Annotated in this window: 13 protein-coding genes; 10 read left to right on the top strand and 3 right to left on the bottom strand. The window is 63.2% G+C overall.

The features are described 5' to 3' along the window. The first annotated feature begins 148 nt into the window (after positions 1 to 148). From AC629_RS19790 to AC629_RS19775, 4 genes are all read left to right on the top strand, one after another. Positions 149 to 1,813 (top strand): methanol/ethanol family PQQ-dependent dehydrogenase, encoded by a 1,665-nt coding sequence (locus AC629_RS19790; protein WP_084806701.1) that lies wholly within the window; start codon positions 149 to 151, stop codon positions 1,811 to 1,813. A 10-nt stretch (positions 1,814 to 1,823) separates the two neighbouring features. Then, a complete protein-coding gene (locus AC629_RS19785) occupies positions 1,824 to 2,180 on the top strand; it encodes a c-type cytochrome (RefSeq protein ID WP_084806700.1) in 357 nt (118 codons plus the stop codon). Next, complete coding sequence (locus AC629_RS19780) at positions 2,177 to 3,106, top strand: substrate-binding periplasmic protein (protein ID WP_084806699.1); 930 nt, start codon at positions 2,177 to 2,179, stop codon at positions 3,104 to 3,106. Before AC629_RS19785 ends, AC629_RS19780 begins: the two co-directional genes overlap by 4 nt. 288 nt (positions 3,107 to 3,394) lie before the next feature. Next, positions 3,395 to 3,820, top strand: a complete 426-nt coding sequence (locus tag AC629_RS19775; RefSeq protein ID WP_084806703.1) for a hypothetical protein — start codon at positions 3,395 to 3,397, stop codon at positions 3,818 to 3,820. Positions 3,821 to 3,955: 135 nt separating this feature from the next. Here AC629_RS19775 and AC629_RS19770 read toward each other — a convergent pair whose 3' ends face one another. Next, the gene (locus AC629_RS19770; protein WP_084806698.1) at positions 3,956 to 4,924 is read right to left on the bottom strand and encodes a helix-turn-helix domain-containing protein; all 969 of its coding nucleotides are present in this window, start codon (positions 4,922 to 4,924) and stop codon (positions 3,956 to 3,958) included. Between the two features lie 501 nt (positions 4,925 to 5,425). Between AC629_RS19770 and xoxF5 the strand changes: the two genes are divergently transcribed. From xoxF5 to AC629_RS19740, 6 genes are all read left to right on the top strand, one after another. Then, positions 5,426 to 7,237 (top strand): lanthanide-dependent methanol dehydrogenase XoxF5, encoded by a 1,812-nt coding sequence (xoxF5, locus tag AC629_RS19765; protein ID WP_084806697.1) that lies wholly within the window; start codon positions 5,426 to 5,428, stop codon positions 7,235 to 7,237. 111 nt (positions 7,238 to 7,348) lie between these two features. Next, a complete protein-coding gene (locus AC629_RS19760) occupies positions 7,349 to 7,837 on the top strand; it encodes a c-type cytochrome, methanol metabolism-related (protein ID WP_084806696.1) in 489 nt (162 codons plus the stop codon). Positions 7,838 to 7,899: 62 nt separating this feature from the next. Continuing rightward, the gene (locus tag AC629_RS19755) at positions 7,900 to 9,009 is read left to right on the top strand and encodes an S-(hydroxymethyl)glutathione dehydrogenase/class III alcohol dehydrogenase (RefSeq protein WP_084806695.1); all 1,110 of its coding nucleotides are present in this window, start codon (positions 7,900 to 7,902) and stop codon (positions 9,007 to 9,009) included. A gap of 34 nt (positions 9,010 to 9,043) precedes the next feature. Continuing rightward, a complete protein-coding gene (gene gfa, locus AC629_RS19750) occupies positions 9,044 to 9,607 on the top strand; it encodes an S-(hydroxymethyl)glutathione synthase (protein ID WP_084806694.1) in 564 nt (187 codons plus the stop codon). A gap of 590 nt (positions 9,608 to 10,197) precedes the next feature. Next, positions 10,198 to 10,650 carry a (2Fe-2S)-binding protein gene (locus tag AC629_RS19745; protein ID WP_084806693.1) on the top strand — a complete coding sequence of 151 codons (453 nt, stop codon included), beginning with the start codon at positions 10,198 to 10,200 and terminating at the stop codon, positions 10,648 to 10,650. Position 10,651: 1 nt separating this feature from the next. Further along, on the top strand, positions 10,652 to 12,964 hold the full coding sequence (locus tag AC629_RS19740; RefSeq protein WP_084806692.1) for a xanthine dehydrogenase family protein molybdopterin-binding subunit: 2,313 nt from the start codon (positions 10,652 to 10,654) through the stop codon (positions 12,962 to 12,964). Positions 12,965 to 13,207: 243 nt separating this feature from the next. On the opposite strand, the gene AC629_RS19735 is transcribed toward AC629_RS19740, so the two are convergent. Continuing rightward, positions 13,208 to 14,932: a methanol/ethanol family PQQ-dependent dehydrogenase gene (locus AC629_RS19735; RefSeq protein ID WP_143199276.1), complete on the bottom strand. Its 1,725-nt coding sequence runs from the start codon at positions 14,930 to 14,932 to the stop codon at positions 13,208 to 13,210. Between the two features lie 101 nt (positions 14,933 to 15,033). Then, positions 15,034 to 15,687 (bottom strand): QcrA and Rieske domain-containing protein, encoded by a 654-nt coding sequence (locus AC629_RS19730; RefSeq protein WP_084806690.1) that lies wholly within the window; start codon positions 15,685 to 15,687, stop codon positions 15,034 to 15,036. Positions 15,688 to 15,697: the final 10 nt, after the last annotated feature.

Raw genomic sequence — 15,697 nt, 5'->3', positions numbered from 1 at the left:
AAAATTTCTCGAGGATTACCGCGCGAAGCCTGGCATCTGGCGTCCAACAAATCGGCAACTCGCTTTCGACTTTCATATTGACGACTTTTGCAATCGGGCCGAGTGTTGCTCTCGCAGCGTCAAAAGGCGCGCATATTGGGAGGAACGGATGAAACGCTTTGCGATGGCCGCGAGCCTCGTCATATCCGCATGCTCGGTTGCGAGCGCACAAACGACCGAACAATTGGTCAAGGGTGCAACCGATACATCGAACGTTCTCAACTACGGGATGGGCTACAATCTGCAGCGCTTCTCGACCCTGAAGCAGATCAACAAGGACACCATCAAGAATCTCGTCCCGGTCTGGAACTACAGCTTCAACGACGATCGCAGCGAGGAATCGCAGCCGCTGGTGTACCAGGGCGTAATCTACGTGACCTCGCACAACGCGACCATGGCGGTCGATGCCAAGACCGGCAAGCAGATCTGGAAATCCAAGATCGAATATCCCGCCGAGACGCCGCGCATCGTGTGCTGCGGCATCATCAATCGCGGCGCCGCGCTTTACGACGGCAAGGTGTTCCGTACCACCCTCGACGCCAACGTGATCGCGCTCGATGCCAAGGACGGCAAGGAGCTGTGGCGGCAGAAGGCGGCCGACGTCAAGGAAGGCTATTCGATGACGGTGGCCCCGCTGGTCGCCGACGGTGTCGTCATTACCGGCATCTCCGGCGCCGAGTTCGGCACCCGCGGCTTCATCGACGGCTGGGATCCGGCAACGGGCAAGCATCTGTGGCGCACCTATTCGATCCCATCGCCGGACGAGCCCGGCGGCGACACCTGGAAGGGCGACACCTGGAAGCTCGGCGGCGGCTCGACCTGGATCACGGGCTCCTACGATCCCGAGCTGAACACGGTCTATTGGGGCATCGGCAATCCCGGCCCATTCAATTCGGCCGTGCGTCCCGGCGATAACCTCTACACCTGCTCCGTGCTGGCGATGGATCCCAAGACCGGCAAGATCAAGTGGCATTACCAGTTCTCGCCGAACAATCCGTTCGACTACGACTCCGTGGCCGAGATGGTCCTCGCCGACATGAATGTCGAGGGTAAGCCGACCAAGGTGCTGATGGATGCCAACCGCAACGGCTTCTTCTACGTGCTCGACCGTACCAACGGAAAGCTGCTCGCGGCCAATCCCTACGTGAAGGTGAATTGGGCGACTGGCATCGACATGAAGACCGGACGTCCGATCGAAACCGACGTCACCACCGGCGCTCGGGAAGGCAAGAAGGTCACGGTTTATCCGTCGATCCTCGGCGGCAAGAACTGGGAGCCGATGTCGTTCAATCCGCAGACCGGCCTCGCCTATGCCAACACGCTCGCCTTCGGCGGCAGGTACAAGACCGAGCCCGTCACCTTCAAGCAGGGCGAATGGTATCTCGGCATGGACCTCACTGATCCCTGGGAATGGGGTGACGGTCCGCGCGGCCACCTCAAGGCGATCGACCCCATGACCGGCAAGGCGAAGTGGGAGGCACCTAGCGACATCCCGCGCTTCTCCGGCGTGCTGTCGACCGCGGGCGGCGTCGTGTTCACGGGCGCGCTGACCGGCGAGTTCGAGGCATTCGACGCCGACACCGGCAAGAAGCTCTGGCAGTTCCAGACCGGCTCCGGCATCGAGGGGCAACCGGTGACCTGGCAGCAGGACGGCGTGCAGTACGTCGCCGTCACTTCTGGCTATGGCGGCGTCTACTCGCTGTTCTCCGGCGACGAGCGTCTTGCCAAAGTGCCGCCCGGCGGCTCGCTGTGGGTTTTTGCGGTCAAGCAGTAACCACGGCCAGATGCTGAGAGAAATATCTCACAAGACGGCGGCGATCCTCGCCGCCGTCGCGGTGCTGATGGTCGCGCTTGCGGCGACCGTCCGTGCCGCGGATGACGCAACCGGCAATCCCCTGCAGGCACAGATCGACCATGGCAAGTCGACCTACGCCGAGAAATGCTCGCACTGCCACGGCCCCAATTTGATGAACTCCGGCACCATCACCCCGGACCTGCGCGCCTTCCCCGACGACAAGACACGCTTCATCACCACGGTGAAGAACGGCAAGAACAACAGGATGCCGCCCTGGGGGGACATACTTAACGACGACCAGATCGGGGACCTCTGGGCCTTCATCTCCAGCCGGAGGAAGCCATGAGGCGCTGGCTCGTTGCGTGGAGCGCTACTGTGGTCCTCGTGGCGGCGGCCACGACCGCACATGCGGCCGATGATCCACTGAAGGTCTGCCTCGACGAGGACCGGCCGCCACTCTCGATGCATCACAAGGGCAAGCCGGACGCTGGGTTCGACGTGCTGCTGGCGCAGGCGATCGCGGACCGGATGGGACGGCCGCTCAAGATCCAGTGGTTCGAGAGTAAGCTCGACGAGGATTCGGGCCCGCAGCTTGAGGCCAACGCCTTGCTCTCCGACGGTCGCTGTTCGCTCGTCGGCGGCTATGCGCTGACAACAGACTCGCTGGCCGCCCCCGGGATGAAGACGGCGCGCTTGCCGGACTTCAGTGGGGCCACGCGCGACGACCGGCGCCGCCGCGTCGCGCTCAGCGTGCTCGCGCCGAGCCAGCCTTACGTCTATTCGCCAATGACGGTCGTGCTCGGGCCGAAGGCGCAGGGCCGCAAGATCGGCGACATCGGCGATCTTGCAGGCCTTCGCCTCGCGATCGAGAGCGGCTCACTCGGAGATGCCATCCTGATGACGTTCGACAAGGGACGCCTGATCGACAACATCACCCATCTTGTCCCCGGCCGCGACGACCTCCTCGGCGCACTTCAGCGCGGCGGCTATGATGCGACGCTGATCGACCTCGCCCGTTACGACGCCCATCGCGCCGCGCATCCCGACACGGCAATCACCGCCTCCGGCTACTATTATCCGATCGGCGCCAATCGCGGCTATGTCGGGCTTGCGAACGATGGCGCACTGATCGATGCCGTCAACAAGGCGCTGACGGAGCTCGCCGCGGAAGGCAAGATCGCCGCATTCGGCAAGCAGGCCGGCCTCACCTACCTGCCGCCGCGCGAACCCGCGATCCTCGGCGATGTCTGGATGAAGATCATTCAGCGGTGAGGTAGGCAGTCATTCCGGGGCGCCCACAGGGCGAACCCGGAATCCATTCCTCCACACCACACGCGGCCCGATGGATTCCGGGCCTGCGTGCTGCGCACGCATCCCGGAATGACGGTGGGTGTGGAAGGCGGTCGGGCGCAACGGCATCGACGCGCGTTGATCGTCGTCGGCCCGATGCTATTTCATCGGGCATCCGACCAAAGCGGAGTGGCGAAGACGGATTTGCCAGCTATGATCGTGCGCCGCGACAGGAAGCCCTCATCGGGGCGGACGAGAAAGGCCTATCGCATGACACCGGATGCCATCGCCATAGCCGTCATGATTATTCTGCTCTTTCCGATGGGCTATTTCACGCTGGCGTCGCCGGCCTTCCTGCTGGTGAAGCTCGACATCCAGCCCGTCGCCCAGCTATTGCGCGGGATGTTCAACATCCACTTCCTGGTGATGAGCGTTGCCGGCGTCGCCGGGACGCTGGCGCTCATCGTCGCCGGTCGGTTTGTCTCTGCGGCCGGTGTCGGTCTGATTGCCGCTTTCGCGATCTGCGGACGCCGCTGGTTCATGCCGCGGATAGACCAACAGCTCAGCGCGAGGGACGCAGGCGACACCGAAGCTCCGCGTCGGCTGCGGCGATTGCATTGGAGCGGAATGCTGTGCAACGCGGTGCTTCTCGTCGCTCTCGTGGCCGGCATTCCCTATATCGCCACGTCGGGCTGAGCGACAACGCAATTGCGGCGGCTGCCGTCACTGCGCGCGGCCTTCGCCGTTGCAGATCCGGCGCCCCGCCTTCATGCCAATTCCTTAAACAACAAGGCACTGAATGCCTGGCAAGAGGGCTGCGCCCCGGTCTGCCTAACGCTCGTCTGCGGCTAAAGCGCCGTGCTGCGCCTTGTGGATTGAGGACGGCACCACGCCGAAATATTTCCGGAACACGCGGCTGAAATGCGATGAGCTGGAGAAGCCCCAGGAGAACGCGACGTCAGTGATGGTCTTGCCGGCGTGCGCCTCGAGCTCCTGACGGCAGTTCTGCAGGCGTGCCTGCCAGATGTAGTCGCTCACCGTGGTGCCGCGCTCGCTGAACAGCATGTGCAGATAGCGCTTGGAGCAGCCGAGCTCGGCGGATATCTGGTCGATGCACAGATCCGGATCGCGCAAATGCTCGCGGATGAAGAACTGCGCGCGCACATACATCGCCTCGGGCCCGACGCGATCAAACATCGTATCGGCTTCGCGCAGCGGCAGCAGCAAGAGGTCGATCAGCGAGTCGGCGACACCGACCGCGCTGTTCGCCGACAGCTTTGCCGCTTCGTCGAAGGTGGCATGGACGAAATCATGGGCGATCCGCCCCGTACCTGTCTTCGCCGACAATTTGCAGGCCGGCATCCGCTGCGACGGGAAGCCGCGGTCCCGCAGCAGCGCCTTCGGCACGATCACCACGTCGTGGCGTGTGAAGGCGGGGCTGATGATCAGATGCGGACAGGAAACGTCATAGGCCAGGATGTCGCCGGGGTTCAGCTCGATGTGGCGGCCTTCCTGCTCGAAATAGGACACGCCGTAGGTCTGGAAGTGGATTTTTATGTACGGGTGTTCATTGCCCTTGGCGCGCGCCAGCGTGTGCGCGATGCGATGCTGGCTCACCTCGATCTGGCAGAGCTTCAGGCGCGAGACTGTAGTGTAGTCGATGCGGCCTTCGAGCGAGGACGCCTCCAGCGGATCGACGTCGAAGTGCCCGCACAGGCTCGTCAGCCCGTCGACCCAGCTCTGAATCTGCCGCTTCGGCGTCAGTCCGGTCGTCGAGAGCGTGTGAATTGTGTCGGGCATTAATCCAGCCACTGGTTTTCATCCGGAGATTCGACGCGAGTCGGGACCAGCTCTGCCGGAGCCCTCAGCCATGATTGCGTGACGTTTACCTCAAATTTGGGCGATCTTTTGGAACGTGCGCCACCCTTGAAAGTTAATCCTCCGCCTTAGTCGCAGCGCCGTCAAGGGGTACATGAGCGTTGAGCGCCGCACCACTCGGCGCCGAAGCTGCTGAATTCGCTACTGCAAAATCAAAAACTTCGCCTCCGTGCGCTGTCGAGCAAACCAGCTTCGCTCTTGGGCAAGTTTCCCGATGGCGAAGTCGTTACGGATTGCGGCAGGAACAACAAGAACGGGCCGCCCCTGCACGTGGACCCGTGGCTCTCATCAGGAGGAGGGAAACAGCACAGCATCGTTTCTGGTCCCCAACGTGACCGCCCTGCACGAGCAGACGCCGGACGAGAAGTCCGGTGATTGAGCAATGCTTTGGAAACAATAAACGAGACCAACGGAGGAATAACTATGCGCAAGGTGCTATTGGCGACCTTTCTTGGCTCCGCGGCGGCTCTCGCCGTCGGGAGCGCGTCAGCCAATGACGAGCTGATCAAGATGTCGCAGAACCCGAAAGACTGGGTGATGCCGACCGGCGACTATGCCAATACCCGCTACTCCAAGCTGAACCAGATCAACTCGCAGAACGTCGGCAAGCTTCAGGTCGCCTGGACCTTCTCGACCGGCGTGCTGCGCGGCCACGAGGGCGGCCCGCTGATCATCGGCAACATCATGTACGTCCACACGCCGTTCCCGAACAAGGTCTACGCCATTGACCTTTCCAACGAGAACAAGATCGTCTGGAAGTACGAGCCGAAGCAGGATCCGAACGTCATCCCGGTGATGTGCTGCGACACGGTTAACCGCGGCCTCGCCTACGGCGACGGCAAGATCTTCCTGCATCAAGCCGATACCACCCTCGTCGCACTCGATGCCAAGACCGGCCAGGTTGCCTGGACCGCCAAGAATGGCGATCCGAGCAAGGGCGAGACCGGCACGTCAGCGCCCATGGTCATCAAGGACAAGGTGCTCATAGGCATCTCCGGCGGCGAATTCGGTGTCCAGGCTCATATGACCGCCTACGACATCAAGACCGGCAAGGAGGTCTGGCGCGGATATTCGGAAGGGCCGGATAACCAGATTCTGGTCGACCCCGAGAAGACCACCGCACTCGGCAAGCCAGTGGGCAAGGACTCCAGCCTCAAGACATGGCAAGGCGATCAGTGGAAGATCGGCGGCGGTGCCACATGGGGCTGGATCTCCTACGATCCCGAGCTAAACCTGATCTATTACGGATCGGGCAACCCATCGACCTGGAATCCGAAACAGCGACCCGGCGACAACAAGTGGTCGATGACGATCTGGGCGCGTAACCCGGATACCGGCGTTGCCAAGTGGGTCTATCAGATGACGCCCCACGACGAGTGGGACTATGACGGCGTCAACGAGATGATCCTCTCGGATCAGCAGATCAACGGCCAGCCGCGCAAGCTGCTGACCCATTTCGATCGTAACGGCCTCGGCTATACGCTCGATCGCGCCACTGGCGAACTGCTGGTCGCCGAAAAGTACGATCCGAAGGTGAACTGGACCTCCGGCGTCGACATGGACAAGAACTCGCCGACCTATGGCCGCCCGAAGGTGCTCGATGCAGCTTCGACCGACAAGGCGGGTGAGGACCACAACGTGAAGGGCATCTGCCCGGCCGCGCTCGGCACCAAGGACGAGCAGCCGGCGGCCTACTCGCCGGAGACGCAGCTGTTCTACGTTCCGACCAACCACGTCTGCATGGACTACGAACCGTTCAAGGTGAGCTACACCGCGGGCCAGCCCTATGTGGGCGCGACGCTCTCGATGTATCCGCCGCCGGGTGAAAGCAACATGGGCAACTTCATCGCCTGGGACGGCAAGACCGGCAAGATCGTCTGGTCGAACAAGGAGCAGTTCTCGGTCTGGTCGGGTGCGCTCGCGACAGCCGGCAACGTAGTCTTCTACGGCACGCTCGAAGGCTACCTGAAGGCTGTCGACGCCAAGACCGGCAAGGAGCTCTACAAGTTCAAGACTCCGTCCGGCATCATCGGCAACGTCACCACCTTTGAGAACGGCGGCAAGCAGTACGTCGCCGTACTCTCCGGCGTGGGTGGCTGGGCCGGCATCGGCCTGGCAGCGGGCCTCACCGATCCGACCGCCGGTCTCGGCGCAGTCGGCGGCTACGCAGCTCTCAGCAACTACACGGCGCTCGGCGGTACGCTGACCGTGTTCGCGCTGCCGGCAGCGAACTAGCCTCAACTCTGTATCGCTCCGGCGCGTGGATCAACTCCACGCGCCGGTTCGTCTCCACCGAACGCCTTCGAGGAAAACCTCTTGCGTAAAATCTGCTCTGTCATTGCTGCGATGATCTTCGTTGCGTCCGGGGGAATTGCTGTCGCGGACGGCTCGGGCGACCCGACTGCCGTCAAGCAGAACGAAACGGGCGAATGGCTCGATAAGGATGGAAACCCGACCTACAAGGTCTCCGACGGGACCGTGGACTGGTACACCTATTCCGGATACCGCCGTTATCACTCGGACTGCCATGTGTGCCATGGCCCGGATGGAATGGGCTCGACCTATGCGCCGGCGCTGAAGGATTCGCTCAAGACCATGAGCTATGCCGATTTCATCGGCATCGTCGCCTCCGGCCGCAAGAACATCTCGACCGCCTCGGAGAACGTGATGCCGGCCTTCGGCGATAACCCGAACGTCGCCTGCTACATGGACGATCTCTACGTCTATCTGCGCGCCCGCTCCAACGAGTCCTGGGGCCGCGCCCGACCAAACAAGCACGAGGACAAGAACGAAGCCTATACCAAGAATGAAGACTCGTGCATGGGCAAGAAGTGAACGTTTGGAGCTTGGCCGAGACTTAGTTCTTGGCATCTCCAGAAGAATTTGAGGAGTTTACGATGAAGACACGTGCCGCCGTTGCTTTCGAAGCCAAGAAGCCGCTCGAGATCGTCGAAGTCGATCTGGAAGGACCGAAGGCCGGCGAAGTCCTGGTCGAGATCAAGGCGACGGGCATCTGCCATACCGACGCCTACACGCTCGACGGCTTCGACAGCGAGGGAATCTTCCCGTCGATCCTGGGCCATGAAGGCGCCGGTATCATCCGCGAGATCGGCGCAGGCGTGACCTCGGTGAAGCCGGGCGACCACGTCATTCCGCTCTACACGCCGGAATGCCGGCAGTGCAAAAGCTGCCTGAGCCAGAAGACCAATCTCTGCACCGCGATCCGCGCGACGCAGGGCAAGGGCGTGATGCCCGACGGAACCAGCCGCTTTTCCTACAAGGGCAAGCCGATCTACCACTACATGGGCTGCTCGACCTTCTCGAACTTCACCGTGCTGCCGGAGATCGCGGTGGCGAAGATCCGCGAGGACGCGCCGTTCGACAAGAGCTGCTACATCGGCTGCGGCGTCACCACCGGCGTCGGCGCCGTCGTCAACACCGCGAAAGTCGAGCCGGGCTCGAACGTGGTCGTGTTCGGCCTCGGCGGCATCGGCCTCAACGTGATCCAGGGTGCCAAGATGGCCGGCGCCGACAAGATCATCGGCGTCGACATCAACGACTCCAAGGAAGATTGGGGTAAGCGGTTCGGCATGACCCACTTCGTCAACCCGAAGAAGGTCACCGGCGACATCGTCCAGCATCTGGTCGGCCTCACCGACGGCGGCGCCGACTATACCTTCGACTGCACCGGCAACACCACGGTGATGCGCCAGGCGCTGGAGGCCTGCCATCGCGGCTGGGGCACCTCGATCATCATCGGCGTCGCCGAAGCCGGCAAGGAGATCGCCACCCGCCCGTTCCAGCTCGTCACCGGGCGCAACTGGCGCGGCACGGCCTTCGGCGGCGCGCGCGGCCGCACCGACGTGCCGAAGATCGTCGACTGGTACATGAACGGAAAAATCCAGATCGATCCGATGATCACCCACGTGCTCAAGCTCGAAGAGATCAACAAGGGCTTCGAGCTGATGCACGAGGGCAAATCCATCCGTTCAGTCGTCGTGTTCTAGTTCAAGAGCGTCACACCCAAAGGAGGATCGACCCATGACTGTTGCACTCCATCCCTCGATCGACAACGGCGTCAAACAGGGCAGCGGCAGCTTTGCCGGCGGTACGCTGGTCTGCAAATGCACGGACCACCCGGTCAAGGTCGGCATCAAGGGCGATGTCGCCCACAACCACGCCTGTGGCTGCACCAAGTGCTGGAAGCCGCAGGGCGCGACCTTCTCGGTCGTCGCGGTGGTGCCGCGGCAGAACCTCACCGTGCTCGAGAACGGCGACAAGCTCCAGATCGTCGATGCCTCCGCGGTGATCCAGCGCCACGCCTGCAAGGCCTGCGGCACGCACATGTACGGCCGCATCGAGAACAAGAACCATCCGTTCTATGGCCTCGACTTCATCCATCCCGAGCTGTTCCAGGAGCAGGGCTCGCAGGCGCCGCAATTCGCCGCCTTCGTCTCCTCCGTGATCGAATCGGGCGTGAAGCCGGAGCAGATGGCGGGCATCCGTGCGCGGCTGAAGGAAATCGGGCTCGAGCCCTATGACTGTCTGTCGCCGGCGCTGATGGACGCCATCGCGACCCACGTGGCGAAAGCCAAGGCCGCCTGAGCAAGACGCCAGACGTTCGCCACGCCCCCCCGGCTCGCTGGTCTCAACCAACGCCAGCGAGCCGGATGGGCATTGCCCCTGGATTCTCGCGGCGACGCGCCGCCGTACACTCCGCCTATGTCGCGTATGTGAGGGCCGTGAGCTCCCTCAGTCCTGGTCTCTGAATGACTGCGCAGTGCCGCCGCTTCCTGCTTGAAGTCCGCGTCCCTGCGTTTCTCCCTCCCTCGACTGAGGCATACTGCTTCGTCCGCGCAGTGATCCTGGCGGACGAAGCTTTTTTGTTGCGCCGACTTCGCAGGCGCGCTGCGTAGTGCCGCGCCCTGCTTTTGACAAACCATCGATGCAATCTTTGCCAAGTGAGAACATTTGGCTGTGAACGTCGGGCCGGCCGTGCGAACATACAATCAATCAAGAACAAGACGGGAGGTATCGAGCACATCCGGACATTTCAACTCGCATTCCAGCCTCCTGCCGGGATCTGCCCGCGCAGGATAACGGGCGGGGATGCGGGGACACGACGCAACGGCTTTGCGCCGGCCGACGTCGGAAAATCCCAGAATCGGCAAGCTTATGAAGAGCAAGGGACGATCATGATCAAGTTGAAGATCAACGGCCAGGAACAGAGCTGGGACGGCGACCCTAGTCTCTCGTTACTCTGGTTCCTGCGTGACGAGGCCGGGCTCACCGGCACCAAGTATGGCTGCGGCGAGGCCCTGTGCGGCGCCTGCACAGTCATCGTCGACAAGGAAGCGGTGCGCGCCTGCATCACGTCGGTCAACGACGTCGCGGGGCGCGAGGTCATCACGATCGAGGGACTGCATCCGAACGGCGATCATCCCGTCCAGAAGGCCTGGCGCCAGCTCAACGTACCCCAATGCGGCTTTTGCCAGGCCGGCCAGATCATGCAGGCCGCCGCACTGCTGATGGACAACCCCAAACCCTCGCACGACCAGATCCGGCAGGGGATGTCCGGAAACATCTGCCGCTGCGGCTGCTACCAGCGCATCGAGAACGCCGTCCATCTCGCATCGACGGGAGTGTGACATGAATTTCATCGACAACCCCGGGAAGCTTCGTGGCTTCGAAAAGAACATCCGTGTCGAGAAGGTCTCGCGCCGCAGTATCCTGAAGGGACTCGGCGTGAGCGGCGCCTTCGTGCTGGCCGCGCCCGTGATGTCGCGCCAGGCGTTTGCCTATGAGACCGGCGCCGGCAAGATGCCTCATGGCGTGGTGGTCGATCCGCGCGTCTTCGTCGCGGTCGCCTCCGACGGCACCGTCACGATCATCGCCCACCGCGCCGAGATGGGAACCGGCGTGCGCACCAGCCTGCCGCTGATCGTGGCGGAGGAGATGGAAGCCGACTGGTCCCGGGTGAAGGTAGAACAGGCTCATGGCGACGAGGTCAAGTACGGCAACCAGGACACCGACGGCTCGCGCAGCACGCGGCATTACCTGATCCCGATGCGCCAGATCGGCGCTTCCGCCCGCATCATGCTGGAGCAGGCCGCGGCAAAGCGCTGGGGCGTGCCGGCGACCGAGGTCAAGGCTGTCAATCACGAGGTCGTCCACAGCGCCAGCGGACGCAAGCTCGGCTTCGGCGAGCTCGCGGCCGATGCCGCCAAGGAATCGGTGCCGAGCATCGAAGGCCTCAAGCTGAAGGACCCCAAGGACTTCCGCTATCTGACCAAGGGCCAGGTCAGCATCGTCGACCTCCACGACATCACCACCGGGAAGGCGCGTTACGGCGCCGACGTGCGACTATCTGGCATGAAGTATGCCGTGATCGCGCGCCCGCCGGTGACCGGAGGCAAGCTGGTCTCGTTCGATCCGGACGCAGCGCTGAAGGTGCCAGGAGTCGAGAAGGTGCTGCAGGCGCGCGGCTGGCCGTGGCCGTCGAAATTCCAGCCGCTTGGCGGAGTCGCCGTGATCGCACGTAACACCGGTGCGGCGATCAAGGGCCGCGACGCGCTGAAGCTGGTCTGGGATGACGGCGCTAACGGCAAATACGACTCGGTCGCCTATCGCAAGGAGCTCGAGGAGGCTGCGCGCAAGCCCGGCCTCGTCGTGCGCCAGGAGGGCGACGCCGACGCCGCTCTAAAGGGCGCCGACAAGGTCGTCGTCGGTGAATATTATCTGCCGCATCTCGCTCATGTCAGCATGGAGCCGCCGGTCGCGGTCGCCGACGTCAAGGGCGACAAGGCGGAGATCTGGGCGCCGGTGCAGAGCCCCGGCGGCACCCGCGAGGACGTCGCCAAGACGCTGGGTATCCCCGAGGACAATGTCACCGTCAACGTGACGCTGCTCGGCGGCGGCTTCGGCCGCAAGTCGAAATGCGACTTCGCTCTCGAGGCCGCGCTGCTGTCGAGGGAACTCGGCGCGCCCGTGAAGGTGCAATGGACGCGCGATGACGACCTCCACCACGACTTCCTGCACACCGTCTCGGTCGAGCGGATCGAGGCGGGGCTGGACAAGGACGGCAAGGTAATCGCCTGGCGCCACCGCAGCGTGGCACCCAGCATCGCTTCGACCTTCGCCGCCGGCGCAAACCACGCGGCACCTTTCGAGCTTGGGATGGGCCTCGTCGACATGCCGTTCGAGATCGCCAACATCTCCTGCGAGAACCCGGAAGCGGCCGCGCATACACGTATCGGCTGGTTCCGCTCGGTCTCGAACATCCCGCGCGCATTCGCGGTGCAGTCCATGGTCGGCGAGATCGCGCATGCGACCGGCCGCGACCAGAAGGAGACTCTGCTCGCGCTGATCGGTACGCCCCGGATCGTCAAGCCGGCGGTGAAGGACTTGTGGAACTATGGCGAGCCCTTCGACAGCTACCCGATCGATACCGCACGCCTGCGCAAGGTGGTCGAGCTTGTCGCCGAGAAGGGCGAGTGGGGCCGTCAGGTGCCCAAGGGCCACGGCCTCGGCATTGCCGTGCACCGCAGCTTCGTCAGCTACATCGCGACCATCGTCGAGGTGGCTATCGACGACAAGGGCAAGTTGGCGGTGCCGCGGGTCGACACCGCGATCGACTGCGGCAGCTATGTCAACCCCGAGCGCATCGCCTCGCAGATCGAGGGCGCGGCGATCATGGGGCTGAGCCTCGCCAAGTATGGCGAGGTCACTTTCAAGGACGGCAGGGTCGAGCAGAAGAACTTTGACGACTTCCAGGTCATCAGGATGGACGAGTCTCCTGTGGTAACGAACGTCTACATCGTACCGCCCGCGCCCGGCACGCCACCGAGCGGCGTCGGCGAGCCCGGCGTGCCGCCCTTCGCGCCGGCGCTGATGAACGCGATCTTCGCTGCGACAGGAAAGCGCATCCGCAGCCTTCCGCTGGGCAAGCAATTGGAAACCTAAAGCGCCACAAGCGCTTTAGGTTATCGTTTGAGCATGATCTCCGCGCAAACGCGTTCCGCGCTTGTCGTGAGGAAAAATGCGGCATTTCCGGAACACAAGGTGGCCTCGCGCCGGCTCGCGCCACCTTCTCCCGCAAGGAAGAAGGGAAGACAGAATTCTCACACGCAAGGTGCGGCGGACAGTTTCGTCCGCCGCACTTCGCTCCCCCCAACTGCTCCGCCTACGTCGATCCGCCCGCGGAGCTTATTTCTTCAGCGCGAACACCCAGATAACGCCACCCTGCGGCACATTGGATTCGATGCCGATATTGTTGGTCGCCAGCGCATCCTGGATACGCTGCGCGTCGACGCCCCAGCCGGACTGGATCGCGACGTACTGGGTGCCGTCGATCTCATAGGACATCGGCATGCCCATGATGCCGGAGTTGGTCTTCTGCTCCCACAGGAGTTCGCCGGTCTTGGCGTTGAAGGCGCGGAAGTTGCGGTCATTGGTGCCACCGGCGAAGATGAGATCGCCTGCGGTCGCCGTCACCGAGCCGAACATCTGCGACTTCGGGAAGTTGTGCTGCCATACCTTCTTGCCGGTCGCCGGATCCCAGGCCTGTACCTCACCGAAATGATCGGCGCCGGGCTTCGCCTTCAGGCCGATGTCCTCCGGCTTGGTGCCGAGCCAGAGCTCACCGGGCTTGAGCGGAATCTTCTCGCCGGTGAATCCGCCGCAGAAATTCTCGTTGGCTGGCACGTAGACGAGGCCGGTCTTCTGGCTGTAGGCCGCCGATGGCCAGTCCTTGCCGCCCCACAGCGACGGACAGAACTCGACGCGCTTGCCGATGACCGGCTTGTGGGCGGGATCGACGATCGGCTTGCCGCTCTCATCGATGCCCTTCCAGACATCATTTGAGACGAACGGCCAGCCGGCGACATAGTTGATCTTGGTCGGCGTGCGCTCCAGCACCCAGAAGATCGCATCGCGTCCCGGATGGACCAGGCTCTTGATGCTGCGGCCGTCGCGCTGCAGGTCGATCAGCATCGGCGCCTCGACCTCGTCCCAATCCCAGGAATCATTCTGGTGGTACTGGTGGTAGGTCTTGATCTTGCCGTTGCTGGGATCGAGCGCGAGCACCGACGAGGTGTAGAGATTGTCGCCGGGATGCATCTCGCCGGGCCACGGCGCGGCATTGCCGACGCCCCAATAGATCGTCTTGGTGTCCTTGTCGTAATTGCCAGTCATCCAGGCCGAGCCGCCGCCGTTCTTCCAGTCGTCACCCTGCCAGGTGTCATGACCCGGCTCGCCCTCGCCCGGAATGGTGTAGGTCCGCCACAGCTCCTTGCCGTCCTTGGCATCATAGGCGGCGACGTAGCCGCGCACGCCGAACTCGCCGCCGGAGCCTCCGACGATGACCTTGCCGTCGACGATCAGCGGCATCAGGGTCATGTACTGACCCTTCTTGTAGTCCTGCACCTTGGTGTCCCACACCACCTTGCCGGTCTTGGCATCGAGCGCAACGACGTGGTCGTCGGTGGTCGCGAGATAGAGCTTGTCGTCCCAGAGGCCGACGCCGCGGCTGGTCGGGTGCAGCTGGAAGAGATCGTCGGGCAGCTGCCGCTTGTAGCGCCAGTATTCGTCGCCGGTCTTGGCGTTCAGCGCGATCACCTGCCCCATCGGCGTTGCCACGAACATGACGCCGTTATTGACGATCGGCGGCGCCTCGTGGCCTTCGACGACGCCGGTGGCAAACGTCCAGACCGGCGTGAGATTCTTCACGTTCGAGGTGTTGATCTGGTCGAGCGGGCTATAGCCCTGCCCGTCATAGGTGCGCCGGTAGAGCATCCAGTTGCCGGGTTCAGGATTTTCCAGCCGCTGCGCGGTGACCGGAGAATAATTCTCGATCGGGCCGGCGCCCGCGGCGGTCGAGACAAGGCACGTGAAGGCGACGAAGCCGGACAGTAACCATTGCTTCCTGGTCATGGACGTTCCCTTTTTCATCCGTTCGAATTCTTGTTTTGAATTCTTGTCGTCCGCCCCTCGGCGGATGGCCTCTCGTGAGGCGGGCACAACCCGCACGTCCGTCATCCTGGCTGCGCGCCACCTACCTTTCCGATGAAGTTGCCGGCGATGCTGAGCGAGCCGTCAGCGAGCGCGAGCGGCAGCGCCGCGAGCCGTCGCGGTGCCGGCCCGAACACGACCTGCGCGCCCGCGCGGGGATCGTATTCGGAGTTGTGGCACATGCACTTGAACACCTCCTTGTCGCCGGCATCGCTCTTCACCCAGGCGGTGACGGGACAGCCGGCATGGGTACAGATCGCCGAATAGGCGACGATGCCGTCGACGGCACGCGCTTTCGTTTGCTCGTCGAGCTCGGCGGGATCGAGCCGGATGACCAGGATCTCGTTCAGCCGCGAGGCGCTGCGCACGACCGATGTCTTGGGGTCCTTCGGCCAGGCATGAACCGGCGGTCCGCCGGCCGGAAGATTGGCCGCGGTAATCAGCTTTCCTTCCTGTTCGCCCTCGGAGAAGACGAGCAGATCGCCCTTCTGCGGCCGCTCGTCGGAGCCCGGCGGATCCTCGTCCGCGCGCGCTTGCATGGAACAGCCGAGGCAGGCGGAGGTAGCGAGCGCACCAAGCAGAAGCGTTCGCCGCGTTTGCTCCGCGCATGCACCGGCTTCAAGTCCCGCAGTGATCTCGGAGGAGGAGGATTTGGTGTTGGACGGTGCGCTCGACATACGCGCTAGC

This window comes from Bradyrhizobium sp. NAS80.1 (genome assembly GCF_001908205.1).
Taxonomy (GTDB): Bacteria; Pseudomonadota; Alphaproteobacteria; order Rhizobiales; family Xanthobacteraceae; genus Bradyrhizobium.
The sequence above is the reverse complement of the archived record's forward strand: the minus strand, read 5'-3'. Positions and strand labels throughout refer to the sequence as shown.

Bases quoted from the DNA above. Each gene is read 5' to 3' on its own strand.
- AC629_RS19755 (WP_084806695.1), top strand. From the start codon at position 7,900: ATGAAGACACGTGCCGCCGTTGCTTTCGAAGCCAAGAAGCCGCTCGAG.
- AC629_RS19730 (WP_084806690.1), bottom strand. From the start codon at position 15,687: ATGTCGAGCGCACCGTCCAACACCAAATCCTCCTCCTCCGAGATCACT.
- AC629_RS19785 (WP_084806700.1), top strand. From the start codon at position 1,824: ATGCTGAGAGAAATATCTCACAAGACGGCGGCGATCCTCGCCGCCGTC.
- AC629_RS19760 (WP_084806696.1), top strand. From the start codon at position 7,349: ATGATCTTCGTTGCGTCCGGGGGAATTGCTGTCGCGGACGGCTCGGGC.
- AC629_RS19790 (WP_084806701.1), top strand. From the start codon at position 149: ATGAAACGCTTTGCGATGGCCGCGAGCCTCGTCATATCCGCATGCTCG.
- AC629_RS19740 (WP_084806692.1), top strand. From the start codon at position 10,652: ATGAATTTCATCGACAACCCCGGGAAGCTTCGTGGCTTCGAAAAGAAC.
- AC629_RS19745 (WP_084806693.1), top strand. From the start codon at position 10,198: ATGATCAAGTTGAAGATCAACGGCCAGGAACAGAGCTGGGACGGCGAC.
- AC629_RS19735 (WP_143199276.1), bottom strand. From the start codon at position 14,932: ATGACCAGGAAGCAATGGTTACTGTCCGGCTTCGTCGCCTTCACGTGC.
- gfa (WP_084806694.1), top strand. From the start codon at position 9,044: ATGACTGTTGCACTCCATCCCTCGATCGACAACGGCGTCAAACAGGGC.
- AC629_RS19775 (WP_084806703.1), top strand. From the start codon at position 3,395: ATGACACCGGATGCCATCGCCATAGCCGTCATGATTATTCTGCTCTTT.
- xoxF5 (WP_084806697.1), top strand. From the start codon at position 5,426: ATGCGCAAGGTGCTATTGGCGACCTTTCTTGGCTCCGCGGCGGCTCTC.
- AC629_RS19780 (WP_084806699.1), top strand. From the start codon at position 2,177: ATGAGGCGCTGGCTCGTTGCGTGGAGCGCTACTGTGGTCCTCGTGGCG.
- AC629_RS19770 (WP_084806698.1), bottom strand. From the start codon at position 4,924: ATGCCCGACACAATTCACACGCTCTCGACGACCGGACTGACGCCGAAG.